The organism is Streptomyces sp. TRM68416, assembly GCF_014596915.1.
In the GTDB taxonomy this organism is placed as follows: Bacteria; Actinomycetota; Actinomycetes; order Streptomycetales; family Streptomycetaceae; genus Streptomyces.
The window spans coordinates 236,952-262,790 of the sequence record NZ_JACVWU010000002.1 but is presented as its reverse complement, the minus strand read 5'-3'; the positions used below and the strand labels follow the sequence as shown (position 1 = coordinate 262,790).

Below are 25,839 nucleotides of genomic sequence, written 5' to 3'. Positions count from 1 at the left end.
TCGTTCTCACTCTCGTCCCATCAGTCCCGCACCAACTCTGCCTCGGCCGCCGCCAGAGCCGCGAACTCCTCCTCCGGGGCCTTCGCCACCAGGCGCTTGCGGCTGTACAGGCCGAAGTAGCCGAGGGCCACGAGGTACACCGCGAGGGCGATGAACGCCGCTGTCACGTCCACCAGGAACGTCGCCACCAGGGCCGCACAGGCCAGCACCAGGGCAACGGAGGAGGTCAGGACCCCGCCCGGAGTGCGGTACGGCCGCGGGAGTTCCGGCTCGCGGCGGCGCAGCACGATGTGGGACAGGGACATCAGGGCGTAGGAGATCGTGGCGCCGAAGACCGCCATGTTCAGCATCCGCGCCCCGTCGCCGGTGACCGCGGCCAGCAGGAAGCCGATCGTGCCGGGCACCAGCAGGCCCAGGTACGGGGCCTTGCGGCTGCTGGTCAGGGAGAGGAAGCGGGGCAGGTAGCCCGCGCGGGACAGGGCGAACAACTGCCGCGACCCGGCGTAGATCAGGGAGAAGAACGAGGCCACGAGCCCGGCCAGGCCCGCATAGTTCACGATCCGGCTCAGCGTCGTCGCCTCGCCGTCCGCCTGGAGCGCCTCCACCAGCGGGTTGCCCGCCTCCTGGATCGCCGCGGAACCGCGCGCCCCCGCCGCCGCGACGAACGTGACCACGGCCAGCACGATCAGGATGCCCATCGACCAGCGGATCGCCTTCGGCAGCGTACGGGCCGGGTTCCTGGTCTCCTCCGCGGCCAGCGGCACGCCCTCGACGCCCAGGAAGAACCACATGCCGAACGGGAACGCCGCCCAGATGCCGAGCAGACCGAAGGGCAGCCAGGAACTCGCGCCCGTCGCCGAGGGGTCCGCCGGGATGTCGTCCAGCGCCCCGAAGCTGAACTCGGGCAGCGCCGCCGCCGCGAACACGATCAGGGCGACCACCGCGATGCCGGTCACGACGAAGCTGAACCGCAGCGCCTCGCCCACGCCCCACAGATGGATGCCGAGGAAGATCGCGAAGCAGACCAGGTACATCGGCCAGCCGGACTCCAGGCCGAACAGCCCCAGCGACTCGACGTAGTCCCCGATGAAGATGACGATGGCGGCGGGCGCGAGGACGTACTCGATGAGGATCGCCGTACCGGTCAGGAAGCCGCCCCACGGGCCGAGCGCCCGGCGGGCGAAGCCGTAGCCGCCGCCCGCGGTCGGCAGGATCGAGGACAGTTCGGCGAGCGCGAAGACCATGCAGGCGTACATCGCGCCCATCAGCACCATGGCGATCGCGAGTCCGCCGAAGCCGCCCTCGGCCAGGCCGAAGTTCCAGCCGGAGTAGTCGCCGGAGACGACGTAGGCGACGCCGAGGCCGGTCAGCAGCACCCAGCCGGCGCTGCCGCGGCGCAACGCCCTGCGCTCCAGGTAGTCGTCCGGCTCGGTGGCGGCGGGTGTACTGACGGATTCCTGGGACATGGGCACGACTCCCCACGGGGCGGCGGACAGAGCTCAATGGAATGGAGCCATACCTTTGCGGTGCCGCCGCGGGAAAGCAATACCCCTGCGTTAAGCGTCGGTAAATCCGTGCTCGTCCGCGCTCATCCGAGGAAGCCGCGCAACAGCGCCGCCGTACCCGCGCAGTGCTCGCGCATGATCTCCCGCGCGCACTCGGCGTTCCCCTCGATCACGGCCTCCACCAGCGCGGTGTGCTGGCGCTGGGAGTGCTCCAGGTTCCGTACGAGCAGCGGGATGCAGTCCAGCAGGTCGTTCACCGAGGCGCGTACGGCCGCGTACTGGGTGGTGAGGCTGGGGGAGCCGGACAGCTCGGCGAGGGTCAGGTGCAGCAGCGTGTCCAGGCGGCGGTACTCGGTCAGCGGGGCGTCGTGCGTGCGCGCCAGCGCCTCGCGCAGCCGCCCGGCCTGCTCCTCGTCCAGCCCGTGCGCCGCGCACAGCCCTGCCGCGCCCACCTCCAGCACCTCGCGGAAGCGCAGCGTGTCCTCGACGTCCACGTCCTTCAGACGGCGGCGCAGTTCCTCCTCGCCGGGCGTCTCGGCGCGCGGCAGCACGAACGTGCCGCCGTAGCGTCCGCGCCGGGACTCGACCAGGCCCTGGTCCTGGAGCACCTTCAGCACCTCGCGCAGCGTCACCCGGCTGATGCCCAGCCGGTCCGCCAGCTCGCGCTCGGCCGGCAGCCGCTCGCCGCCCGGCACCAGGCCGAGCCTGACCACCTGGAGGATCTGCTCCAGGGCCTCCTCGAAGCCGTTCCCGGCCCGCACCGGCCGCAGGACCGACGTCAGCCGGTCGTCGGCCACGGGCAGCGCGCCGTGTTCCGGAGCCGCCTCCCGCACGCGCCCCGCAACCGTCTCCCGCACGCGCCCCGCAACCGTCTCCCGCACGCGGTCGGGATGCGCCTCCCGCGCGGGTCCCGAGGTCGCCTCCCGCACGTGCCCCGCGCCGGCCCCCCGCGCCTGCCCCGCGCCGGCCCCCCGCGCCTGCCCGGCGCCCGCCTCGGGCGTGTGCTCCGTGCCCGCCTCCTGCGACATGTGGCGGAACCCCCTTCCCAATCAATGGTCCATGGCAATACCTTATGGCTCCCGGCTGACCGAAGAAGCCTGAAGGAGGCTTTCCCGTGGCAGACCGCACACCCCCGCTCGGCGTCGAGGAGCTGCACGCCCTCGTCGCCGGCGGTGAGATCGACACTGTCGTCCTGGCCTTCCCCGACATGCAAGGGCGGCTGCAGGGCAAGCGGTTCGCCGCCCGCTTCTTCCTTGACGAGGTCCTCCACCACGGCACCGAGGGCTGCAACTACCTGCTCGCCGTCGACGCCGAGATGAACACCGTCGACGGCTACGCCATGTCCTCCTGGGACCGCGGCTACGGCGACTTCGCCATGCACCCGGACCTCGACACCCTGCGCCGCGTCCCCTGGAACGAGGGCACGGCCATGCTCGTCGCCGACCTCGCCTGGAGCGACGGCTCCCCGGTGGCCGCCGCCCCCCGCCAGATCCTGCGCCGCCAGCTGGACCGCCTCGCCGAACTCGGCTACACCGCCCAGGTCGGCACCGAGCTGGAGTTCATCGTCTTCAAGGACACCTACGAGCAGGCCTGGGACGCCGGCTACCGGGGGCTGACCCCGGCCAACCAGTACAACATCGACTACTCGGTACTGGGCACCGGCCGTATCGAGCCGCTGCTGCGCCGCATCCGCAACGAAATGGCCGCCGCCGGCCTCACCGTCGAGTCCGCCAAGGGCGAGTGCAACCCCGGCCAGCACGAGATCGCCTTCAAGTACGACGAGGCCCTGGTCACCTGCGACCAGCACGCGATCTACAAGACCGGCACCAAGGAGATCGCCGCCCAGGAGGGCGTCTCGATCACCTTCATGGCCAAGTACAACGAGCGCGAGGGCAACTCCTGCCACATCCACCTCTCGCTCGCCGACGCCGACGGCACCAACGCCATGGCCGGGGACGGCGAAGGCGGCATGTCCGACGTCATGCGGCACTTCCTCGCCGGGCAACTGGCCGCCCTGCGGGACTTCTCGCTCCTGTACGCCCCCAACATCAACTCCTACAAGCGGTTCCAGCCGGGCTCCTTCGCCCCGACCGCCGTCGCCTGGGGCCACGACAACCGCACCTGCGCCCTGCGGGTGGTCGGCCACGGCCGCTCGATGCGCTTCGAGAACCGGCTGCCCGGCGGCGACGTCAACCCCCACCTCGCGGTCGCGGGCATGGTGGCCGCCGGCCTGTACGGCATCGAGCAGCGGCTGGAACTGCCCGAGGCCTGCCCCGGCAACGCCTACACCGCCGACTTCGCGCACGTCCCCACCACCCTCCGCGAGGCCGCCGAGCTGTGGGAGAACAGCCCCCTCGCCAAGGCCGCCTTCGGCGACGAGGTCGTCGCGCACTACCGGAACATGGCGCGCGTCGAACTGGACGCCTTCGACGCCGCCGTCACCGACTGGGAGCTCCGCCGCTCCTTCGAACGCATGTGAGGCCCTTCTTGTCCGACCAGCTCCAGGTACTGAACCCGGCCACCGAAGAGGTCGTCGCCACCGTCCCGGCCGCCACCGCGGCCGACGTCGACGCCGCCGTCGTACGCGCCACGAAGGCACAGGCGTCCTGGGCCGCCCTCGCGCCCGCGGACCGCGCCCGGCTGCTGCGGCGGTTCGCCGTCGCCGTCGACGAACACCTCGAAGAACTCGCCCGGCTGGAGGTGACCGAGGCCGGCCACACCGTCGGCAACGCCCGCTGGGAGGCGGGCAACGTCCGTGACCTGCTGGACTACGCGGCCGGCGGAGTGGAACGGCTGACCGGCCGCCAGATCCCGGTCCCCGGCGGCCTGGACGTGACCATCCTCGAACCGCTCGGCGTCGTCGGCGTCATCGCTCCCTGGAACTTCCCCATGCCCATCGCGGCCTGGGGCACCGCCCCCGCGCTCGCCGCCGGCAACGCGGTGCTCCTCAAGCCCGCCGAGACGACCCCCCTCACCGCCCTCCGCCTCGCCGAACTCGCCCTGGCGGCAGGCCTTCCCGAAGGCCTGTTCCAGGTGCTGCCCGGCCACGGCCCCGTCGCCGGAAACGCCCTCGTCGAACACCCCGGCGTCGCGAAGATCGTCTTCACCGGGTCCACGACCGTGGGCAAACAGGTGCTTGCCAAGGGCTCCGCCCTGCTCAAGCGCGTCACCCTCGAACTCGGCGGCAAGAGCCCCAACATCGTCTTCGCCGACGCCGACCTCGAAGCCGCCGCCCAGGCAGCCCCCATGTCCTTCCTCGACAACTCCGGCCAGGACTGCTGCGCCCGCACCCGCATCCTCGTCCAGCGCAGCGCCTACGACCGCTTCCTTGAGCTGCTGACCCCGGCCGTCGGCGCCGTCCGCGTCGGCGACCCGGCCGACGAGAGGACGGACATGGGCCCGCTGATCTCCAGGGCCCAGCTGGAGCGGGTGCGCTCCTACGTCCCCGAGGGCGCCGAAGGCATTCGCGGCAAGGCCCCCGAGGGCCCCGGCTTCTGGTTCCCGCCCACCGTCCTGACCGACGTCGACCCCCGCGCGCGCGTGGCCGTCGAGGAGGTCTTCGGCCCCGTCGCCGTAGTCCTCCCCTTCGAGGACGAGGCGGAGGCGGTCCAGCTGGCCAACGCCACGGACTACGGCCTGTCCGGCTCCATCTGGACCCGCGACGTGGGCCGCGCCCTGCGCGTCTCGCAGGCGGTCCGCGCCGGAAACCTGTCCGTCAACTCCCACTCCAGCGTCCGCTACTGGACCCCCTTCGGCGGCTTCAAGCAGTCCGGCATCGGCCGCGAGCTCGGCCCGGACGCCCTGACCGCCTTCACCGAAACCAAGAACGTCTTCATCAGCACGGAGGGCCCCGCACAGTGACTGACGAAATCATCTGCCGCCGCCTGGTGGGCCGTACGGCCGTCATCACCGGAGCCGGCAGCGGCATCGGCCTCGCCACCGCCCGCCGCCTGGCCTCCGAAGGCGCGCACGTCGTCTGCGGCGACGTCGACGAACAGCGCGGCAAGGCCGCCGCCGAGGAGGTCGGCGGGATCTTCGTGAAGGTCGACGTCACCGACCCCGAGCAGGTGGAGGCCCTGTTCAGGACGGCCTACGACACCTACGGCAGCGTCGACATCGCCTTCAACAACGCCGGCATCTCCCCGCCCGACGACGACTCCATCCTGGAGACCGGCCTGGAGGCCTGGAAGCGCGTCCAGGAGGTCAACCTCACCTCCGTCTACCTGTGCTGCAAGGCCGCCATCCCCTACATGCAGCGGCAGGGCAAGGGCTCCATCATCAACACGGCCTCGTTCGTGGCCAGGATGGGCGCGGCGACCAGCCAGATCTCGTACACCGCGTCCAAGGGCGGCGTCCTGGCCATGTCCCGCGAGCTGGGCGTGCAGTTCGCCCGCGAGGGCATCCGCGTCAACGCGCTCTGCCCGGGCCCGGTGAACACGCCCCTGCTGCAGGAGCTGTTCGCCAAGGACCCGGAGCGCGCGGCCCGCCGCCTCGTCCACATTCCGGTCGGCCGATTCGCCGAGGCCGAGGAGATCGCCGCCGCCGTCGCCTTCCTGGCCAGCGACGACTCCGCCTTCGTGAACGCCACCGACTTCCTGGTGGACGGCGGAATCTCGGGGGCGTACGTCACGCCGCTGTAGGCGCGTCCTACAGTGCCCGGATGAGCATGACGCCCCCGCCCGGCTGGTACCGCGATCCCCACGCTCCCCATCTGGAGCGCTGGTGGGACGGCACGGCCTGGACCGAGCACCGGCGCGCACCCGAGGTCGCGGGGCCGCCGGTGCCGGGCCCGCCGTCCGCCGGCAACCCCGCGTCCGGACGCGCCAAGGCCGTCGCCCTCACCACCGCCGGAGTCGTCCTCGTCGCGGCGATCGTCACCGGCGCGGTCGCCCTGCGCTCCGGCGACGACACCGACGGCGCCCAGACCGACACAGGGCCCACGTACTACACCGCGCCCCCGACGACCGAGCCCCCGACGACCGAGCCCACGTCACCGACCACCGAGGAGCCGTCCGCCGACGACCCGGCCGTCGTGGTCGACGAACTCAACGGCATCACCCTGCCGTTGCCCGAAGGCTGGGTCCGGCCCAAGTACGTCTCCGAGAGCGACGTCGTCATGACCACCGACGGCACCTACGACTGCCCCGGCGACGGCGGCTTCTGCCACCGCGGCCGGGTCGTCTCCCGCACGATGCCGACCTCGGGCGGCGAGACGTCCCCCGAGACCCTCGCCAAGCGGGACATCCCGGAGGCGGCCGACGCGGCGTACGACCGCGACCTGCTCGACAAGCGCCCCTACGGCGGCATCGAGTCCCACGAACTCGTCAAGTCCGGCCCCGTCGCGGTGGCCGGCCGGGCCGGCTACTTCGTGCGCTGGCGGGTCAGGACCGCCGAGGGGCCCGGCGGCTACGTCCAGTCGACGGTCTTCCCGTCCCGCGTCGGCACCGAGTCACCGGTCTGCGTCCGCTACTACTTCGACGCGGGCGCCGACGGCCCGCCGCTGTCCGACATGGACCTGATCACCAAGGGCATCCGGTCCGTCTCCGACCCCGACGGGGGCGGCGGGGTCGGCAACAGTGTGGGCCCGGACAAGCCCTAGAGGAACGTGCGGCCCTCGCCCCGGTACGTCGGCACGGTCGCCGTCACCGTGTCGCCCTCGACGAGATGCAGCGCCGCGAACCGCTCGCACAGCTCGCCCGCCTTGGCGTGCCGGAACCACACCTTGTCGCCGATCAGCAGGTCGTCGGCGGGGGAGCCGAGCAGCGGCGTCTGCACCTCGCCGGCCCCCTCCTGGGGGTCGTAGCGCAGCCCCTCCGGCAGGTACGGCACCGGGAGCCGGTCGGGGCCGGGGGCGCCGGAGGCCGGGTAGCCGCCGCCGAGGACGGTCACCACGCCGACCCCGGGCCGCCGTACGACGGGCTGGGCGAACAACGCGGCCGGGCGCCCGCTGAAGGACGTGTAGTTGTCGAACAGCCGCGGCACATACAGCCCCGAACCCGCGCCGATCTCGGTGACGGCGTCCTCCGCCGCGGTGTGCTGCACACTGCCCGTGCCGCCGCCGTTGACGAACTCGAGCCCCGGCACCAGGGCCCGAACGGCGCGCACCACCTCCGCCCGCCGGGCGGCCAGCTCCCGGCGCGCGGTGGCCTGCATCAGCCGCACCGCCCGCGAACGCAGCGGATGCCCGCGGACGGCGTCACCTACACCGGCGATGTGTCCCTCGTACGCCATGATCCCCACGACCTCGAACCCTGGCCGCCCGGCCACCAGCCGCGCCATGTCGGCCACCTGGGCGGGGGAGTGCAGGGGCGAACGCCGGGCGCCCACCCGTACCCGCCCGCCGAGCAGCCGCAGCGAGGTGTCCAGCTCCAGACAGACCCGTACGACCTCACGGCCCCCGTCCCGGGCCTCGTCGATGAACCGGAGCTGCGCCGGATCGTCGATCATCACGGTGACGGCGGAGGCGAGCTTGGGATCGGCCGTGAGCTCCGCGAACCCGGCGCGGTCCGCGGACGGGTAGGCGAGCAGGACGTCGTCGAACCCCGACCGGGCCAGCCACAGCGACTCGTCGAGGGTGAAGGACATGATCCCGGCGAAGCCGTCCTTCGCCAGGACGCGTTCGAGCAGGGCCCGACAGCGTACGGACTTGCTGGCCACCCGGATCGACTTGCCGCCGGCGCGGCGGACGAGATCGTCCGCGTTGGCGTCGAAGGCCTCCAGATCCACGATCGCCAGCGGGGCGTCGAGATGGGCGGTGGCCCGGTCGTAACGGGCCCGGTCGGCGGCGCGCGCAGTCATGAACGAAGCCTGCCAGACCCGATCAACGCAGGGTAGGGGGACGATCCGGGCTAAAGCCCCGGCCTCGCGGACTGGTTCCCGTCCGGCCGGTATCAACCCGTAGAGTGACGCGCACGCACGAGACGTACGCACCCGTCGCCGGGATGCCGGACTGCCCGTGCGGGTAGATGTGCCCGGGACGGCCGGCTCCGCACCGGGCCGGGGCGAACGGACGAGGGCCCGCACACCAGGACAGGCGGGGCAGAGGAAACGGGGGGCGCATGAACACGGAACCCCAACGCCCCCTCGTTCCCCCACGCCCCACCCATCCACCGGCCCCGTCCACCGAGCCCCCGACACAACCGCAATCCCCCGACACCGCACGCCCGCCTGCAGACCCGGGGAGCCGCTCCACTGCCGCGCCCGCGGCTTTCCCGGAGCGGCCCGCTGACGCTCCGCATGCGTCGGCAGACCGGGAGAGCCAGCTCGCCGACCCGCCTAGGGCCTTCCCGGAGCGGCCCGCTGATGCTCCGCGTGCGTCGGTGGGCCGGGGGGACCAGGCCCCTGGCTCGTCTGCGGTCTTCCCGGAGCGGCCCGCTGATGCTCCGCGTCCGCCGACGGATCGGGGGGATGGGCCCTCTGGTTCGTCTCGGGCCTTCTCCGAGCGGCCCGGTGGCACTTCGCGTGTGTCGGTGGGTCGGGGTGATCGGTCCGCTGGTTCGGCTGCGGCTTTCCCGGAGCGGCCCGCTGATGCTCCGCGTGCGTCGGTGGGCCGGGGGGACCAGGCCCCTGGCTCGTCTGCGGTCTTCCCGGAGCGGCCCGCTGATGCCCCGCGTGCGTCGGTGGGTCGCGGGGATGAGGCCTCTGGTTCGTCTGCGGTCTTCTCGGAGCGGGCCGCTGATGCTCCGCGTTCGGCGACGGGTCGCGGGGATCGGTCCGCTGGTTCGTCTGCGGCTTTCTCGGGGCGGACCGCCGACGCCTCGCGTGCGGCCGTGGATCGGGGGAGTCAGCCCCCGGCCTCGCCCCCGGCTTTCCCGGAGCGACGTGTCGGTGCCCCGCGCCCGCCGATGGGCGGGGGGAATCCTGCTTCGTCTGCGGTCTTCCCGGAGGGGCCCGTCGACGCCCCGCGCTCGGCGGCGGGGCGCGGAAGCCGGGAATCCGTTACTCCGCCCCGCTTTCCGTCCCTGCGCTCCCCGTCCACTCAGGGTGACCGCGCTCCCGTTGTTCCGCCCCCGCCCAGACCCTCTACGCGGTTCCCGGACCCGCCGACCGCTGCCCGGACCGCCGCGTCGCCGGGCATCGGGCGGCCACCCCGTTTCCCGGACGCTCCGCCCGCCGGGACAAGTCGTCCGGCGCCGGGGCAGACAGTGCCGCCGCGTCCCGTCGTCGCGCCCGTGGAGACGACCGCGCGCCTGCGGCCGGTCCCGGCGGAGGCGCCCTCCACCGGGGGCTCCTCGGAGCCGGTCTCGGGCCTGACCCGGGTTTCCGGGTCGGGCTCGGCGGGGGCAGGCGCACGTCCGGGCCCGGTCCCCGAGTCCGGCTCGACGGGGGTCGGCGTGGGGCGGGGGGCCGTGGGGCCGTCCGTCGGTCCGGACCCCGCGCTCTCCTGGAGTGCGACGCGGCCCGTGGTGTCGTTCGGGGAACCCGAGGGGTACGACGGGCCGGCGCGGCCGCGGCCGATCGGGGTGCGGATCGGGCCGCGTACCGCCGCGGCCGCCGCGTGTCTCGTGCTCGGCCTGGGCCTCGTGGGCGGTGCCGTGACCGGCAGTTGGCTGGTGGGGGACTCGGCGGCGGCCGGCGCCCGCGACTCCTTCGCCACCGCCAAGAGCCTGTGGCACAGCGTGCCGGTCGACACCCTGTTCCCGCCCAGCGTCGCGGGCAAGGGCGCCGGACCCGGCGACGCCGACCGTACCTGGACCCGTATCGCCGTCGCGCCGGACAGCGGCTGCAAGGGCGCCTTCGATCCCCTCCTGCGCAAGGCCCTCGCACCGGTCGGCTGCGAACGGCTGCTGCGCGCCACCTACACCGACGCCACCCAGAGCTACGTCACCACCGTCGGCCTGCTGTTCACCAAGGCCGACGCCACCGCCATGACCGCCCTCGACACCCGGTTCACCAAGGAGGGCCTCGACCGGCGCCGCGACCTGATGCCCCGCCCGTACGCCGCGCAGGACACCGTCGCCGCCGCCTTCGGCACCGAACAGCGTGCCTCCTGGACCGTCTCCGTCCTCACCGACGCCCCCGTCGTCGTCTACGCCGTCTCCGGCTGGGCCGACGGCCGCACCGTCGACGAGGCGCAGCCCGCCGAGGCCGCCATGGAGTCCGGCGCCGGCACGGCCGTGGCCCAGGCCGGCCTCGGTCACGAGGCGCAGGGCCTCGCCGACCGCATCGAACGCGCCCTGCGCCGGAACGTCGGCTCCGCCGCCACGGAGCAGCCCTCATGAAGACCCGTACCGGCCTCCTCGGCGTCCTCCTCGCCGCCTCCCTCGCCCTGGTCCCCGCCACCACCGCCCACGCCGACGGCATCCGCGCCAAGCAGTGGGCCCTGGAGGCCATGCACACCCAGGAGGCCTGGCAGACCACCAAGGGCGAGGGCGTCACCGTCGCCGTCCTGGACACCGGCGTCGACGACGAACACCCCGACCTCGCCGGCAACGTCCTCGCCGGCAAGGACCTCGTCGGCTTCGGAGCCCAGCGCGGCGACCGCGCCTGGGCCCGCCACGGCACCGCCATGGCCGGCATCATCGCCGGTCACGGACACGGCTACGCGGGCGCCGACGGCGTCATGGGCATCGCCCCCGAGGCGAAGATCCTCCCCGTCCGCGTGATCCTGGAGGACGGCGACTCCGCCCGCGCCAAGGCCCGCACCAGCCGCGGCAACGCCCTCGCCGACGGCATCCGCTGGGCCGCCGACCACGGCGCCGACGTCATCAACCTCTCCCTGGGCGACGACTCCAAGTCCGCCCACCCGGAATCGGCCGAGGACGAGGCCGTGCAGTACGCCCTGGAGAAGGGCGTCGTCGTCGTGGCCTCCGCCGGCAACGGCGGCGAGAAGGGCGACCGCATCTCCTACCCGGCCGCCTACCCGGGCGTGATCGCCGCGACCGCCGTCGACAAGTTCGGCACCCGCGCCTCCTTCTCCACCCGCCGCTGGTACGCCACGGTCAGCGCCCCCGGCGTGGACGTCGTCATCGCCGACCCCGACCGCAAGTACTACGAGGGCTGGGGCACGAGCGCCGCCGCGGCCTTCGTCTCCGGCGCCGCCGCCCTCGTCAAGTCCGCCCACCCGGACCTGACCCCGGCCCAGATCAAGACGCTCCTGGAGGACACCGCCCGCAACGCCCCCGCGGGCGGCCGCGACGACTCCCGGGGCTACGGCTTCGTCGATCCGGCCGCCGCCCTCAAGAAGGCCGCCGCCCTCGAACCCGAGCGCCTGCAGGCGGCCGCATACGGCGAGCGCTACTTCGGCTCCGGCCCCGACACCGAGAAACCCGAGGACCACACGTCGGACTGGGCGGCCCCCTTGGCCGGCAGCACCGGAGGAGTCCTCCTGGTCGCCGCGGTCACCCTGTGGCGTAGCCGCCGCACCGACTCCGACGGCTACTGAGCGCTCCGCTGGAAGCGCCGCGGAGCCGCATGGCCGGCACAGCCCGGCGCCCCGTCAGGGCGCCGCCGCACCGTAGGTGACGTCACTCGTCCCGCGCGAGGACTCCGCGAGAACCGACACCGCCGCCCTGGCGGCCGCCTCCACCGCCGCCACCCCGGCCGCCTTCGTCGTATGCCCGTCGGACAGGACCGCGACCAGGAAGTCGCGCCCGTCCTCGGTCGTCACCCGCCCGATGCTGTTGATGTCCCACAGCCCGGTCGTGCTCCGGGGGAGCCAGCCGTTCTTCAGCGCCCAGGCCGCGCCGTCGGCAGCGGCCGACACGCCCCACCGCTGACCGGCGGCGATCCGCCCCATCAGCTCTTGCAGGTACGTCCGCGATGCCGCGTTCAGTTCCGACTCGTCCCCGAACACCTGCCGGAGCAGTGTCAGTTGGTCGGCCGCAGTGGTCTGGGTGAGCCCCCACAGCGCACCGTCCCCGCCCTCGGTCGAGGTCAGCCCGAACCGTTCGTTCGCGGCGGCCAGCCCCTCCGCCCGCCCGATTGTCTCCCACAGCACCGACGTGGCGTCGTTGTCGCTGTGCTCGATCATCGCGGCGGCGTACTCCCGCTCCGCCGGACCGAGCTCCCGCCCCGCGTCCTGCGCCTGGAGCAGCAGCGCCGCCAGGACGTTCACCTTGACGACGCTCGCGGTGTCGAAGGACCCGTCCCCGTACGAGGCGCTCGCACCGGACGCGAGGTCCAGCACCGCCACCGACACCTCCGCCCCCTCCTCGACGCTCACCGACTCCATCGCCTCCGTCAGGAGCGCGTCCGGATCCGCCGTCGGCTGCGCCACGCGTTCCACAGGGGCCTCCTCGCTCACCGCGACCGTCGAGGGCGTCGCCGACGACGATACGGCGCCCGCCGCGCCCGTAGGAGCGTGCGCCTGGGCCTGCACGTACACCGTCCCCGCGGCCGTGGCCCCGACGGCGGCCACGACGGCGAGAGCGGCGATGTGCACCAGGGGGATACGACGGTCGCGACGCGCTCTGGAGGACTCCATGCCCGCGATGCTCGGACCGGCGACTGTGCCTGCCGTTAGACGGACGTTAGATGTGTGTCAAGGAAACCTGAGACTTCCGTGAGCGGCGTCACGGGCGCGTTTCCGGGGCCGCACAGGCGCAGCAGGATCCCCCCGATAGGGTCGAGGACCGTGGCGAACAAGAACATTCCCGACTCTCCCTTCCCCGACGACGACGGCTCCGCCGACCCCCGGCTGAGCGCGGCGCTCGCGGCCTGGGCCGAGGACCGCACCGCCCTGGAGCCCGTCCTCGGGGCGCTCAGGGGCGCCCGGCTGCTCGTCCCGGTCGTCGCCGTGCTCGGCGAGGTCGAGGAGGACGAGAACGGGCTGCGCCGGGAGAAGACCAGCGACATGGCCGTACCGACGCTGCGGGCCGGCGACCGCAAGGCGCTGCCCGCCTTCACCTCCACCGACTCCCTCGCCCGCTGGGACCCGGCGGCCCGCCCCGTCGCCGTACACCTGCACCAGGCGCTGGAGGCCGCCGCGCACGAGAAGGCGGACACGGTGGTGCTGGACATGGCGGGGCCGGTGCCGTTCGAGCTGACGGGGTCCGCGCTGCTGGCGGTCGCGGAGGGGCGTACGACGGCCGATCCGCTCGCCGACCCGGCGGTGGTCGAGGCGGTGCGGGCGGCGGTGGCCGCCGAGTCGGCCGTGCTCCGCGCCCACCTCGGGCCCGGACAGGCCGACGGCACCCTCGCCCTCGTCCTGGACCCGGCCGCCGCCCCGGCGGAGGCCGCCCGTGCGGTCGCCGAGCGGCTCGCCGCCGACGAAACACTGAGGGCCCGCCTGGTGCGCGGCCTCGACCTGGCACTCCTGCCGGCCGAGGCGACGCCACCGGGCGAGCCCCTGTATGTGCGGTAACGGTCTAGCCGTAGATCGGGCCCGTGTACTTCTCGCCCGGGCCCTGGCCCGGCTCGTCGGGGACGAGGGAGGCCTCGCGGAAGGCCAGCTGGAGCGACTTCAGGCCGTCCCGCAGCGGCGCCGCGTGGAACGAGCTGATCTCCGTCGTGCTCGCGTCGAGGAGGCCGGCGAGGGCGGAGACCAGCTTGCGGGCCTCGTCCAGGTCCTTGTACTTGTCGCCCTCCTCGGTCAGACCGAGCTTCACGGCGGCGGCGCTCATCAGGTTGACGGCGACCGTCACGATGACCTCGACGGCGGGGACCTCGGCGATGTCACGGGTCATCTCGTCGAAGCCGGGAGCCTCGGGAGACTGCGCCTCGGGGGATTCGGCAGGGGTGTCACTCATGTCCCACACGATAGGCCCAGGTGTACGAGGATTCGCACGGCCCCCGGGTAGCTGCTAACCTTGTGTAACGACCGGCCGGACACTCATGTGCTCGGCCCACAAGTGGAGGCTCCGATCTCCCACCTGACCGTCCCCCGGGGCGGCGGGTCACCCGGTCAGGCGGCCACCATCGTTCCGTACGGACGATGGAGTCGTCCGAAATTGCGCCCCGCGGTCATCGCGTCGGTGCTCCGGTAGTGTTTTGGAGCCCCGCCTGTGATCGTCCGGGGCATTTTTTGTGCTTCGGCGCGGTTAGGTCTCACGAACGAAGACATACGCGGCTGTCCGCCAGACCGCCGTGTGGTGCTAACCGAGGAGGATCCATCAGCGCCGAGCCCCGCATCAACGACCGGATTCGCGTTCCCGAGGTGCGACTTGTCGGTCCCAGTGGCGAGCAGGTGGGCATTGTCCCGCTGGCCAAGGCACTGGAGCTTGCGCAGGAGTACGACCTGGACCTGGTCGAGGTCGCGGCGAACGCCCGTCCGCCCGTGTGCAAGCTCATGGACTACGGGAAGTTCAAGTACGAGTCGGCCATGAAGGCCCGTGAGGCGCGCAAGAACCAGGCGCACACGGTCATCAAGGAGATGAAGCTCCGGCCGAAGATCGACCCGCACGACTATGACACCAAGAAGGGTCACGTCGTCCGGTTCCTCAAGCAGGGCGACAAGGTCAAGATCACGATCATGTTCCGTGGTCGCGAGCAGTCCCGGCCCGAGCTGGGCTACCGACTGCTGCAGCGCCTCGCGGAGGACGTCCAGGACCTCGGTTTCGTCGAGTCGAACCCGAAGCAGGACGGCCGCAACATGATCATGGTTCTCGGTCCGCACAAGAAGAAGACCGAGGCGATGGCCGAGGCCCGCCAGGCGCAGGAAGCCCGCAAGGCAGACGCGAAGGCCAACCCCGGCAAGTCGCAGAACGTCGCGGAGACCGAGAGCGCCGAGGCCCCTGCCGAGGCTTCCGCCGAGGCGTGATCCCGGGGGACGCAAGTCCCCAGGACACAACCGAAACAAGAGCGACGCTCCATGTGCCCGGTTTCACGACCGGGCACCGGAGCGCCACCGACGAGGAGAGAACGGCGCTATGCCGAAGAACAAGTCGCACAGCGGTGCCAGCAAGCGCTTCAAGGTCACCGGCTCCGGCAAGGTGCTCCGTGAGCGCGCCGGCAAGCGCCACCTGCTTGAGCACAAGTCGTCCCGCGTGACGCGTCGCCTCACCGGCAACGCCGAGATGGCCCCGGGCGACGCCGCGAAGATCAAGAAGCTTCTCGGCAAGTGACGTACCCGGCGCTCCCCGTGAGCGCCGTACGTCAGGACCGGGACCCATTCGAACCCGGGCCGTGTGAGTCCAACCACGGCCCCGCTACAAGGAGTTAAAAAGTGGCACGCGTCAAGCGGGCAGTCAACGCCCACAAGAAGCGCCGGGCGATCCTGGAGCAGGCCTCCGGCTACCGTGGCCAGCGTTCGCGCCTGTACCGCAAGGCCAAGGAGCAGGTCACCCATTCGCTGGTCTACAACTACAACGACCGCAAGAAGCGCAAGGGTGACTTCCGCCAGCTGTGGATCCAGCGCATCAACGCCGCTGCCCGCGCCAACGGCATCACGTACAACCGCTTCATCCAGGGCCTGAAGGCCGCCAACGTCGAGGTCGACCGCAAGATCCTCGCCGAGCTGGCCGTCAACGACGCGAACGCGTTCGCCGCGCTCGTCGAGGTCGCCCAGAAGGCGCTGCCGTCGGACGTCAACGCCCCCAAGGCGGCCTGACGCACGCGTGGCTGCGCCGGCGTGAAGCCGACGTGACTGGACGGACCCGTGGGTTTTCACCTGCGGGTCCGTTGTGTTGGTAATGGAAAGTAGTCGCCGAAAGTGATGAGCATGCCCTCCGCCGCTGCCCCCGACCTCATCTCCCCCCGGTCCCCCCGCGTCACCGCCGCCCGGCGGCTGGCCAAGCGGAACTTCCGGGGCAAGGAGCGGCTGTTCCTCGCGGAGGGGCCGCAGGCCGTGCGGGAGGCCGGGACACGGCCGGACACGCTCGTCGAGCTGTTCGCCACCGTCGAGGCCGCGGAGCGCTACGCCGACATCGTCGGCCGGGCCCGCGAGGTCGGCGCCCGGATCCACCTCGCCTCCGAGCAGGTCGTCGCCGACATCTCCACCACCGTCACCCCGCAGGGGCTGGTCGGCGTCTGCCGGTTCCTCGACACCCCCTTCGAGGAGATCCTCGCCGCCCGCCCCCGGCTCGTCGCCGTCCTCGCCCACGTGCGCGACCCCGGGAACGCCGGCACCGTCCTGCGGTGCGCCGACGCCGCCGGCGCCGAGGCCGTCGTACTGACCGACGCCTCCGTGGACCTGTACAACCCCAAGGCCGTACGCGCCTCCGTCGGCTCGCTGTTCCACCTGCCCGTCGCCGTCGGCGTGCCCGTCGAGCGGGCCGTGGCCGGGCTCAAGGAGGCCGGGGCGCGCATCCTCGCCGCCGACGGGGCCGGCACGGACGACCTCGACGACGAGCTCGACAAGGGCACCATGGGCGGCCCGACCGCCTGGGTGTTCGGCAACGAGGCCTGGGGGCTCCCGGAGGAGACCCGCGCGCTCGCGGACGCCGTCGTGCGCGTCCCCATCCACGGAAAGGCCGAGAGTCTGAACCTCGCCACCGCCGCCGCCGTATGTCTCTACGCATCGGCCCGCGCACAGCGCGCCTCCGGAGGGTGCCGCTCCGTCACCCACAGCTAGTAGGGTGACCAGCTCGGGGCCCCTCGGTCAGTCGAGAGGTGGGGTACGGGGATGAGTGTGGGCACGAGCGGCGTACCGGGAGCACGGGCCGGGGAGTACACCGCTCACGCGTGCGACCCCGACGACCTGCCCGACGGGCTCGTCGTCGCCGACGAACACGGGCGCGTGATCTGCTTCAACGCCGCCGCCGAGCGCATCGCCGCCGTCCCCGCCGCCGAGGCCCTCGGACAGCCGCTGGAGAAGGCGCTGCCGTTAGAGGACCTGGAGGGCCGCCGCTGGTGGCAGCTCACCGACCCCTACGGCGGCCTCGCCATCCGGGTCCGTCAGCCCGAGCGGAACCTCCTGCTGCCCGGCGGCCGCGAAGTGCTCGTCTCGGCCCGCTACGTCCGCACCGAGCCCACCGGCCCCGTCCGCCGGGTCGTGGTCTCCCTGCGGGACACCGAGGCCCGCCGCCGCACCGAGCGCAGCCACGCCGAGCTGATCGCCACCGTCGCCCACGAGCTGCGCTCCCCGCTCACCTCCGTCAAGGGCTTCACGGCGACGCTGCTCGCCAAGTGGGAGAGGTTCACCGACGACCAGAAGCGGCTGATGCTGGAGACCGTCGACGCCGATGCCGACCGCGTCACCCGCCTCATCGCCGAACTGCTGGACATCTCCCGCATCGACTCCGGCAGGCTGGAGGTGCGGCGCCAGCCCGTCGACATCGCGGCCGCCGTCGGCCGCCACATCCAGGCCTACGTCGCCGCCGGCCAGCCCGCCGACCGGTTCCTGCTGCGCACCGAGCAGCCGCTGCCCGACCTGTGGGCCGACCCCGACAAGATCGACCAGGTGCTCAGCAACCTGCTGGAAAATGCCGTGCGGCACGGCGAGGGACGCGTCACGATTGACGTCATGCCCACGACGTCCCCCCGCGAGGGGGAGGACGCAGGTACGTCGGTCACGGTGAGCGACGAGGGGCCCGGCATCCCGGAGGAGTCCATGAACCGCGTCTTCACCCGCTTCTGGCGGGGCAGCAAGCGCGGTGGCACCGGCCTCGGGCTCTACATCGTCAAGGGCATCGTCGAGGCCCACGGCGGCACCATCACGGTCGGCCGCGCCCCCGGCGGCGGCGCCGAGTTCCGATTTACGTTGCCCGTGGCCGCACCGGCGTATCTCGCCTGACGGCCGCGGGCGCATTCGTCCACCTGCACCCCGTTAGACTCGGCCTTTGGCACCTTTGTGTCCTGCACGCGGCCCTGTGAGTCCGTGACGGGGACCTTCAGCCAGCCAATCGGAAGCACGGGAAGAGATGTCGGCACCGAATAAGTCGTACGACCCTGTCGAGGTCGAGGCGTTGAAACCGGAAGAGATCGAGCGCATGCGGGACGAGGCGCTCGCCGCCTTCGCCGCAGCGAGCTCCCTCGACGCGCTCCAGGAGGCCAAGGTCGCCCACACCGGCGGCGCCTCGCCGCTGGCCCTCGCCAACCGCGAGATCGGCGCGCTGCCCCCGCAGGCCAAGGCCGAGGCCGGCAAGCGGGTCGGCATGGCCCGCGGCGCGGTCAACAAGGCGCTGGCCGCCCGCCAGGCCGAGCTGGAGGCCGAGCGCGACGCACGCGTGCTGGTCGAGGAGGCCGTGGACGTCACGCTGCCCCACGACCGCGTACCGGCCGGCGCCCGCCACCCGCTCACCACGCTCTCGGAGCGCATCGAGGACATCTTCGTGGCCATGGGCTACGAGGTGGCCGAGGGCCCCCAGGTCGAGGCCGAGTGGTTCAACTTCGACGCCCTCAACATCGGCCCGGACCACCCGGCCCGCGGCGAGGCGGACACCTTCTTCGTGGAGGGCCCGCAGGGCGGCACCGAGTCCGGTGTCGTGCTGCGCACCCACACCTCCCCGGTGCAGATCCGCTCCCTGCTCGACCGCGAGCTGCCGGTCTACGTGATCTGCCCCGGCCGCGTGTACCGCACCGACGAGCTGGACGCCACCCACACCCCGGTCTTCCACCAGGTCGAGCTGCTCGCCGTCGACGAGGGCCTGACCATGGCGGACCTCAAGGGCACCCTGGACCACATGGTGCAGTCGCTGTTCGGCGAGGGCATGAAGACTCGGCTGCGGCCGAACTTCTTCCCCTTCACCGAGCCGTCCGCCGAGATGGACATGGTGTGCTACGTCTGCCGCGGCGAGTCCGTCGGCAACCCCGACCGGCCCTGCCGCACCTGCTCCAGCGAGGGCTGGATCGAGCTCGGCGGCTGCGGCATGGTCAACCCGCGGGTGCTCACCGCCTGCGGCGTCGACCCGGAGAAGTACAGCGGCTTCGCCTTCGGGTTCGGCATCGAGCGGATGCTGATGTTCCGCCACAACGTCGAGGACATGCGAGACATGGTCGAGGGTGACGTCCGGTTCACCCGGCCGTTCGGGATGGAGATCTGATGCGGGTCCCGCTTTCTTGGCTGCGGGAGTACGTCGACCTGCCGGCCACCGAGACCGGCCGCGATGTGCAGGCCAAGCTCATTTCGGCCGGCCTCGAGGTCGAGACGGTCGAGCAGCTCGGCGACGGCCTCAAGGGCCCCCTGGTCGTCGGCCAGGTGCTGACCATCGAGGAGCTGACGGAGTTCAAGAAGCCGATCCGCTTCTGCACCGTCGACGTCGGCCAGGCCAACGGCACCGGCGAGCCCCAGGAGATCGTCTGCGGCGCCCGGAACTTCCAGGTCGGCGACAAGGTCGTGGTCGTGCTCCCGGGCGCCGTGCTGCCCGGCGGCTTCGCCATCTCCGCGCGCAAGACCTACGGCCGCAACTCGCACGGCATGATCTGCTCCAGCGACGAGCTGGGCATGGGCGACGACGGCACCAAGGGCATCATCGTGCTGCCGCCGGAGACCGAGGTCGGCAAGGACGCCATCGAGCTCCTCGAACTGGTCGACGAGGTCCTGGACATCGCCGTCACCGCCAACCGCGGCGACTGCCTGTCCATCCGCGGCGTCGCCCGCGAGACCGCCATCGCCTACGGCCTGCCGCTGCGCGACCCGGCCCTGCTCGACGTCCCCGCGCCGAACGCCTACGGCTACCCCGTGCAGGTCTCCGAGCCGCTCGGCTGCGACCGTTTCACGGCCCGCACCGTCTCGGGCCTGAGCCCCGAGGCGCGCTCCCCGATCTGGCTGAAGCGCCGGCTGCAGAAGGTCGGCATGCGCCCGATCTCCCTCGCCGTCGACATCACCAACTACGTGATGATGGAGCTCGGCCAGCCGCTGCACGCCTACGACCGGGCGCTGGTCCAGGGCACCATCGGCGTCCGCCGCGCCGCCGAGGGCGAGAAGATCGTCACCCTCGACGGCACCGAGCGGAAGCTGCACGCCGAGGACCTCGTGATCATCGACGACCGCGGCCCGATCGGCCTCGCCGGTGTCATGGGCGGCGCCAACACGGAGATCGCGGACCACGCGGACACCGACGGCGCCACCACCGACGTCGTCATCGAGGCCGCGCACTTCGACGCCGTCTCCATCGCGCGCACCGCCCGCCGGCACAAGCTGTCCTCGGAGGCGTCCCGCCGCTTCGAGCGGGGCGTCGACCCGGCCGCCGCCGCTGCCGCCGCCCAGCGCACGGTCGACCTGCTGGTGCTGCTGGCCGGCGGTACCGCCGACGCCGGTGTCACCGAGGTCATCGCGCCGTCCGCGCCACACACCATCACCGTCGCCGCCGACCACCCGGACAAGGTGGCGGGCGTCGACTACGGCCGCGAGACCGTCGTACGCCGCCTCCAGCAGGTCGGCTGTGACGTGTACGGGCAGGACGAGCTGATCGTCACCGTCCCGTCCTGGCGGCCCGACCTCCTTGAGCAGAACGACCTCGCCGAAGAGGTCATCCGCCTGGAGGGCTACGAGAACCTGCCCTCCACGCTGCCCAAGCCGCCGTCCGGCCGTGGCCTGACGCACCGGCAGCGGCTGCACCGCCGCGTCGGCCGCGCCCTGGCCGGGGCGGGCTACGTCGAGGCGCCGAACTACCCGTTCATCGGCGAGCAGGTCTTCGACCAGCTCGGTCTGGACGCCGACGACCCGGCCCGCCGCGTCGTGAAGCTCACCAACCCGCTCAACGACGAGGAGCCCGCGCTCCGTACGTCGCTGCTGCCGGGCCTGCTGGCTGCCCTGCGGCGCAACGACGGCCGGGGTTCGCACGACCTCGCCCTCTTCGAGACCGGCCTGGTCTTCCAGCCGCGCGAGGAGCGGGGGACCGCCGCCCACCTGCCCGTGGACCGGCGTCCCACCGACGAGGAGATCGCCGCACTCGACGCCGTGCTGCCCGAGCAGCCGCGCCACGTCGCCGTCGTCCTCGCGGGCGCCCGCGAGCAGGCCGGCTGGTGGGGCAAGGGCCGCCCGGCCGGCTGGGCCGACGCGGTCGAGGCCGCCCGGACGGTCGCCACCGAGGCGGGGGCCGAACTGATCGTGCGCTCCGGCCAGTACGGGCCGTGGCACCCGGGCCGGTGCGCCGAGCTGGCGGTCGTCGTCGACGGCACGGAGACGGTCGTCGGACACGCGGGCGAACTGCACCCGCGGGTGCTCAAGACCCTCGGCCTGCCCGCGCGCACCTGCGCTGCGGAGCTGAACCTGGACCTCCTGGAGCGGGTCGGCGACGACACCCCGCAGGCGCCGAGCATCTCCACCTTCCCGGTGGCCACGCAGGACGTCGCGCTCGTCGTCGACAGGTTCGTGCCGCACGCCGAGGTGGAGGCCGCGCTGCGCGAGGGCGCGGGCTCCCTGCTGGAGGCCATCCGGCTGTTCGACGTGTACGAGAACGCCGAGCAGCTGGGCGACGGGAAGAAGTCGCTGGCCTATGCGCTGCGGTTCCGCGCGGGTGACCGGACGCTGACGGTGGACGAGGCCTCGGCCGCCCGGGACGCCGCGGTGGCTCTCGCGGGCGAGCGCACGGGGGCGGTACTGAGGGGCTGAGCACCACCTTTCGGTCACCTCACTCGTTCGAGTGACCTTTCTGGGTGATCTGGTCCTTCCGGGTCATGCGGTCGACAGAATCGGACCGGCCTTTCGGGGTCGGTCCGATTCTGCGTTGTCAGGGCCTACATGGGGGGCCATCGGCATGATCCGCATCAAGGCTGTGTTTCCCCGACGGCTGCTCGCGCTGGGGCTGCCCACCGCCTGGGGTGCCGTGGCGATGACGTACAAACTCACCTGTCCGCTCGCCCAGCAGGACGGCCTGGGAGCGCGCGTGGCCACCAGCGCCGTCTTCTTCGCCGTCGGCACCGGGCTGATACTCCACGTCCGTCAGACGCTGCTGCGCGAGCTGCGGCAGATCCGCCGGGTCGCCGGTGTCGCGCAGAGCGTGCTGCTGCGGCCGCTGCCGCCGCGCATCGACGGGCTGAACATCGCCGCCGCGCAGCTCTCGGCCGACCGCGGCGCCACGGTCGGCGGGGACCTGTACGAGGTCATCGCCACCGAGCACGGCGTGCGCGTGGTGATGGGCGACGTACGCGGGCACGGGATCACCGCCCTCGGCACCGCCGCCGCCCTTCTGGGCAGCTTCCGCGAGGCCGTCCACGACGAGCCCGACCTGGGCCGGGTGCTGCGCCGACTGGACCGCGCTCTCGCACGCCATCTGCGGGAGCGCTCCCGCGAGGAGCATCCCGCCGGGGGCCGCGAGCCCGAGAACCCGGTCGCCGAGGAGTTCGTCACCGTCCTCCTCCTGGAGATCCGCCGGGACGGGGAGGTGCGCGTCCTCAACTGCGGCCATCCATGGCCGTATCTGATGAGCGGCACGACGGTCGAGCCGCTCACCCGCGCGGCCCCCTTGCCGCCGCTCGGCCCCTTCCCCCTCCCACCCGACCTGTCAGCCGCCCCCGCGGGCCGCCTGCTGCCCGGCGACTCCCTGGTCCTCTACACGGACGGAGCGGAGGACGCCCGCGACGCGCATGGCCGATTCTTTTCCCTCCGGGCCGCGTTGGCGGGCGCACTCCACACCCAGCCGTCCTCACCACAGCTCGTCCTGCGCACGGTACTGACGGCGCTGAGGCGCCACATGACGGGCACTCCGTCGGACGACATCGCGTTGCTGGTCCTACGGAACGATCGAGCCCAGGGAAGAGGCAGCCGACCTTCAGGGGCACGGGGCGGTGACATCAGCGGCTCCGCCGCGCGGGCGCGACCAGCCACAACGCAGCCGACAACGCACCTTTAGCTGAACGGCGTTTGGTCGCGCGGCCCAGCCGGCGGCGGCCGTCCGCCCCGCCACGGAGTGTCGGGCAGGCAGCTGGGCGGACGGCGCGGATGCGGGCCGCCGCACTGTACGAGGGGGAGCCGGCGGCCCGGCCGGCCTCTTGCGAGGCAACTCAGTCAACCGGCTGGAAACTCTCCGCAACAGTGCGCGTACAGCCCGGATTCGAGCACTCCGTTCACACCCCGTGTGAAGGCGGACCCACTAGTCTGACGGCACCGAGCCACCCGGGGGGCATATATGCAGCCCAACACTCTGCTCGACGCGATCCTGGACGAGGCGGGGATCTCGCACGCGGGTCTCGCGGCGCACGTGAACCAGGCGGGCCGAGCACGCGGACTCGCGCTCAGATACGAACACACGGCCGTGGCGCGGTGGTTGAAGGGGCAGCGGCCGCGCGGCCAGGTGCCCGACCTGATCTGCGAGGTCCTCGCAAGCCGGCTCCGGCGGCCCGTCACCCTCGACGACATCGGGCTCGGCGTCCCCGGCGAGCCGGCCGTCCCGCACGGCACCTCGCTGTCCGGGTTCGTCGAGCGGGCCACCGCCCTGTGGCGCTCCGACGAGCAGCAGCGCCCGCACATCCTCGGCGCGCCCGCCGTCACCGGCACGCCCGCGGTGATGCCCGTCTGGGAGTGGGAGAACCCGCCGGAGGACACGGACGTCTCGCGCGGCGGTCGGCACCGGGTCACCACGGCCGACATCGAGATGCTCCGCGCGGCCCGGACGCACTACGAGCAGATGTACCGCAAGGCCGGCGGCATCGCGACCAGGACCCGCATCGTCGGCTTCCTCAACGCCGAGGCCGCCCCGCTGCTGCGCGGCAGCTACACCGACGCCACCGGCCGCCAACTGCACCGCGCCACCGGCGGCCTGGTGGCGATCGCCGGGATCTGCGCGTACGACTCGGACGCGCACGGGCTCGCCCAGCGCTACTTCCACCAGGCGCTCCGGCTCGCGAAGGCCAGCGGCGACCGGGGGCTCGGCGCCTATGTGATCGCGCTGCTGGTCAACCAGTCGCTCTTCATGCGGGAGTACCGGCAGGCCGTCGCCTTCGCGGAGGCCGCGCTCAGAGCCGCCGGCAAGCACATCACCCCGGCGCTCGCCTCCGACCTGTACGCGATGCAGGCGAAGGCGTACGCCCATCTCGGCGACGGCACGAGTGCCCTGTCCTGCATCAGGCGGGCCGAGCAGGCCGCCGATCGCATCCGGCGCGGATACGAACCCGACGAAACGGGCTATGTCCAGCCGGGACTGGTCAACGTCCAGGTGGCGGAGGCGCTGTTGAGCCTGGGCGAGCTGGCGGCGGCGGGGGAGCACGCGGCCGCCGCCGTCGACAATCCGGCCCACGACCGGGGCCGGGTGCACCGGCTGGCCATGCTCAGCACGATCGAGCTGCGCCAGGGCCACGCCGACAAGGCGGTGGCGACCGCCGTGCAGATGGCCGAACAAGCCAGGGGGATGGAGTCCCAGCGGCTGCGCGACAGACTCCGGGCGGTGCGCGAGTACCTCGTGCGCAGTGGCTGCGCGGGCACGTCCGAGGCCGCCGAACTCATCGACGGGGCACTGCGCGTACCGCTGTAGATCTGTCCGAAGAACACTGCGCCGCGCTGCGAGCGGGGTTCTGTGCGCCTGCTGTCAGACCGCTCCTGCTGCGATATTGCCACTTACTCGGCGGAAGGTGGCAGAACCGTGCAGTGGACGAAACAGAACGAACAAAATGTGTACTCAAACCGCTGGTTCAGCGTCAATCTCGCGGACGTCGAGCTGCCGGACGGCCGGCATCTCGACCACTTCCTGATACGGCTGCGGCCGGTGGCCGTGGCGACGGTGGTGAACGAGGCCAACGAGGTCCTCCTGCTGTGGCGCCACCGCTTCATCACCGACAGCTGGGGGTGGGAACTCGCGGCGGGTGTCGTGGAGGACGGCGAGGACATCGCCGTAGCGGCCGCCAGGGAGCTGGAGGAGGAGACCGGCTGGCGGCCGGGGGTCCTGCACCACCTCATGACCGTGGAGCCGTCCAACGGCCTCACCGACGCCCGGCACCACATCTACTGGGCCGACGAGGGCGCGTACGTCGGACACCCCGTGGACGACTTCGAGTCGGACCGTCGGGAATGGGTCCCTCTCAAGCTCGTCCCCGACATGGTCGCCCGTGGGGAGGTCCCGGCCGCCAACATGGCGGCCGCGTTACTCCTGCTGCACCATCTCAGGCTCGGGCAGGACGCCTTGCCCTGACCTAGCGTCCCACCGCCTGCCAGATCGCCACGACCAGAGCACCCACGGCGGTGAGGGCGGCGACCGCGGGCAACGGCCAGCGCGCGTGTTCGAGGGTGTGGATGCGGGTGTTCAGGTCGTCGATCTCCTTGGCGGTCTCCTTGCTGCGGTGTGTGAGTAGCGCCAGCCCGCCCTCCACGCGGGCGTAGGCGACATCGAGGCGGCGTCGTAACTCTGCGAGTTCTCCGGATACGACGGGATGCTCGGGGTCGGCGGTCACGTGTCCGCTCCTTTCCGTAGTCGTCTCACATCCCTTGCACACGCAGGGAAGTGAACTCGCCTGGTGGGCCCATGGGGAGAGTGTGCGACGGGCATATGCGGGCCCGGAGCGCACACGGTGTGTGAATGACGCGGGCCCGGCACCTGTTCGGTGCCGGGCCCGTGCGGTTGGCCGGAATCTGACCGTCTGT

At 72.3% G+C, this 25,839-nt stretch carries 22 protein-coding genes and 1 pseudogene; 17 read left to right on the top strand and 6 right to left on the bottom strand.

Translation table 11 applies throughout. From position 1 onward, the window contains the following. Positions 1 to 20: 20 nt before the first annotated feature. A complete protein-coding gene (eat, locus tag ICC28_RS04400) occupies positions 21 to 1,466 on the bottom strand; it encodes an ethanolamine permease (RefSeq protein WP_188287040.1) in 1,446 nt (481 codons plus the stop codon). Between the two features lie 122 nt (positions 1,467 to 1,588). Continuing rightward, a complete protein-coding gene (locus ICC28_RS04395) occupies positions 1,589 to 2,338 on the bottom strand; it encodes a FadR/GntR family transcriptional regulator (protein ID WP_188287250.1) in 750 nt (249 codons plus the stop codon). Positions 2,339 to 2,619: 281 nt separating this feature from the next. Here ICC28_RS04395 and ICC28_RS04390 point away from each other — a divergent pair, with 281 nt between their 5' ends. Genes ICC28_RS04390 through ICC28_RS04375 form a run of 4 tightly spaced genes read left to right on the top strand, consistent with a single transcriptional unit; the run spans position 2,620 to position 7,104 of the window. Continuing rightward, positions 2,620 to 3,984, top strand: coding sequence for a glutamine synthetase family protein (locus ICC28_RS04390; RefSeq protein WP_188287039.1), 1,365 nt, complete (start codon positions 2,620 to 2,622; stop codon positions 3,982 to 3,984). A gap of 8 nt (positions 3,985 to 3,992) precedes the next feature. Continuing rightward, positions 3,993 to 5,366 (top strand): aldehyde dehydrogenase family protein, encoded by a 1,374-nt coding sequence (locus ICC28_RS04385; protein WP_223188338.1) that lies wholly within the window; start codon positions 3,993 to 3,995, stop codon positions 5,364 to 5,366. Continuing rightward, on the top strand, positions 5,363 to 6,145 hold the full coding sequence (locus ICC28_RS04380) for a 3-oxoacyl-ACP reductase (protein WP_188287037.1): 783 nt from the start codon (positions 5,363 to 5,365) through the stop codon (positions 6,143 to 6,145). Before ICC28_RS04385 ends, ICC28_RS04380 begins: the two co-directional genes overlap by 4 nt. A 26-nt stretch (positions 6,146 to 6,171) precedes the next feature. Continuing rightward, positions 6,172 to 7,104, top strand: a complete 933-nt coding sequence (locus ICC28_RS04375; RefSeq protein ID WP_188287249.1) for a DUF2510 domain-containing protein — start codon at positions 6,172 to 6,174, stop codon at positions 7,102 to 7,104. Here the strand turns inward: ICC28_RS04375 and ICC28_RS04370 are convergent. Continuing rightward, positions 7,101 to 8,303 carry an amino acid deaminase/aldolase gene (locus ICC28_RS04370; protein ID WP_188287036.1) on the bottom strand — a complete coding sequence of 401 codons (1,203 nt, stop codon included), beginning with the start codon at positions 8,301 to 8,303 and terminating at the stop codon, positions 7,101 to 7,103. The genes ICC28_RS04375 and ICC28_RS04370 overlap by 4 nt on opposite strands. Positions 8,304 to 9,907: 1,604 nt before the next feature. On the opposite strand from ICC28_RS04370, the gene ICC28_RS04365 reads away from it, so the two are divergent. Further along, positions 9,908 to 10,726 (top strand): hypothetical protein, encoded by an 819-nt coding sequence (locus ICC28_RS04365; protein ID WP_223188337.1) that lies wholly within the window; start codon positions 9,908 to 9,910, stop codon positions 10,724 to 10,726. Next, entirely contained in the window at positions 10,723 to 11,889 is a 1,167-nt protein-coding gene (mycP, locus tag ICC28_RS04360) for a type VII secretion-associated serine protease mycosin (RefSeq protein WP_188287035.1), read from the top strand. The genes ICC28_RS04365 and mycP overlap by 4 nt, the downstream gene beginning before the upstream one ends. A gap of 54 nt (positions 11,890 to 11,943) precedes the next feature. Here the strand turns inward: mycP and ICC28_RS04355 are convergent, their stop codons facing one another. After that, on the bottom strand, positions 11,944 to 12,930 hold the full coding sequence (locus tag ICC28_RS04355; protein WP_188287034.1) for a serine hydrolase: 987 nt from the start codon (positions 12,928 to 12,930) through the stop codon (positions 11,944 to 11,946). Between the two features lie 150 nt (positions 12,931 to 13,080). Here ICC28_RS04355 and ICC28_RS04350 point away from each other — a divergent pair, with 150 nt between their 5' ends. Next, positions 13,081 to 13,809: an SseB family protein gene (locus tag ICC28_RS04350; protein WP_188287033.1), complete on the top strand. Its 729-nt coding sequence runs from the start codon at positions 13,081 to 13,083 to the stop codon at positions 13,807 to 13,809. Positions 13,810 to 13,813: 4 nt separating this feature from the next. On the opposite strand, the gene ICC28_RS04345 is transcribed toward ICC28_RS04350, so the two are convergent. Then, positions 13,814 to 14,194: a DUF1844 domain-containing protein gene (locus ICC28_RS04345; protein ID WP_188287032.1), complete on the bottom strand. Its 381-nt coding sequence runs from the start codon at positions 14,192 to 14,194 to the stop codon at positions 13,814 to 13,816. A 337-nt stretch (positions 14,195 to 14,531) separates the two neighbouring features. On the opposite strand from ICC28_RS04345, the pseudogene infC reads away from it, so the two are divergent. The 10 genes and pseudogenes from infC (at position 14,532) to ICC28_RS04295 (ending at position 25,390) form a co-directional block, all read left to right on the top strand. Beyond that, positions 14,532 to 15,204 (top strand): annotated as a pseudogene (gene infC, locus ICC28_RS04340) (translation initiation factor IF-3). A gap of 109 nt (positions 15,205 to 15,313) precedes the next feature. Beyond that, the gene (rpmI, locus tag ICC28_RS04335) at positions 15,314 to 15,508 is read left to right on the top strand and encodes a 50S ribosomal protein L35 (RefSeq protein ID WP_004933563.1); all 195 of its coding nucleotides are present in this window, start codon (positions 15,314 to 15,316) and stop codon (positions 15,506 to 15,508) included. A 101-nt stretch (positions 15,509 to 15,609) separates the two neighbouring features. Next, complete coding sequence (gene rplT / locus ICC28_RS04330) at positions 15,610 to 15,993, top strand: 50S ribosomal protein L20 (RefSeq protein WP_006141703.1); 384 nt, start codon at positions 15,610 to 15,612, stop codon at positions 15,991 to 15,993. Positions 15,994 to 16,104: 111 nt separating this feature from the next. After that, a complete protein-coding gene (locus tag ICC28_RS04325; protein WP_188287031.1) occupies positions 16,105 to 16,956 on the top strand; it encodes a TrmH family RNA methyltransferase in 852 nt (283 codons plus the stop codon). Positions 16,957 to 17,007: 51 nt separating this feature from the next. Next, positions 17,008 to 18,117 (top strand): ATP-binding protein, encoded by a 1,110-nt coding sequence (locus ICC28_RS04320; RefSeq protein WP_188287030.1) that lies wholly within the window; start codon positions 17,008 to 17,010, stop codon positions 18,115 to 18,117. Between the two features lie 127 nt (positions 18,118 to 18,244). Then, positions 18,245 to 19,366 carry a phenylalanine--tRNA ligase subunit alpha gene (gene pheS / locus ICC28_RS04315; RefSeq protein WP_188287029.1) on the top strand — a complete coding sequence of 374 codons (1,122 nt, stop codon included), beginning with the start codon at positions 18,245 to 18,247 and terminating at the stop codon, positions 19,364 to 19,366. Next, complete coding sequence (gene pheT, locus ICC28_RS04310; RefSeq protein WP_188287028.1) at positions 19,366 to 21,879, top strand: phenylalanine--tRNA ligase subunit beta; 2,514 nt, start codon at positions 19,366 to 19,368, stop codon at positions 21,877 to 21,879. The genes pheS and pheT overlap by 1 nt, the downstream gene beginning before the upstream one ends. A 145-nt stretch (positions 21,880 to 22,024) precedes the next feature. Beyond that, positions 22,025 to 23,119 (top strand): PP2C family protein-serine/threonine phosphatase, encoded by a 1,095-nt coding sequence (locus ICC28_RS04305; RefSeq protein ID WP_188287027.1) that lies wholly within the window; start codon positions 22,025 to 22,027, stop codon positions 23,117 to 23,119. Positions 23,120 to 23,395: 276 nt separating this feature from the next. Continuing rightward, on the top strand, positions 23,396 to 24,736 hold the full coding sequence (locus tag ICC28_RS04300; protein ID WP_188287026.1) for a transcriptional regulator: 1,341 nt from the start codon (positions 23,396 to 23,398) through the stop codon (positions 24,734 to 24,736). Between the two features lie 108 nt (positions 24,737 to 24,844). Continuing rightward, positions 24,845 to 25,390: an NUDIX hydrolase gene (locus ICC28_RS04295; RefSeq protein ID WP_188287025.1), complete on the top strand. Its 546-nt coding sequence runs from the start codon at positions 24,845 to 24,847 to the stop codon at positions 25,388 to 25,390. Between the two features lies 1 nt (position 25,391). On the opposite strand, the gene ICC28_RS04290 is transcribed toward ICC28_RS04295, so the two are convergent. Continuing rightward, on the bottom strand, positions 25,392 to 25,649 hold the full coding sequence (locus tag ICC28_RS04290) for a hypothetical protein (protein ID WP_188287024.1): 258 nt from the start codon (positions 25,647 to 25,649) through the stop codon (positions 25,392 to 25,394). Between the last annotated feature and the right edge of the window lie 190 nt (positions 25,650 to 25,839).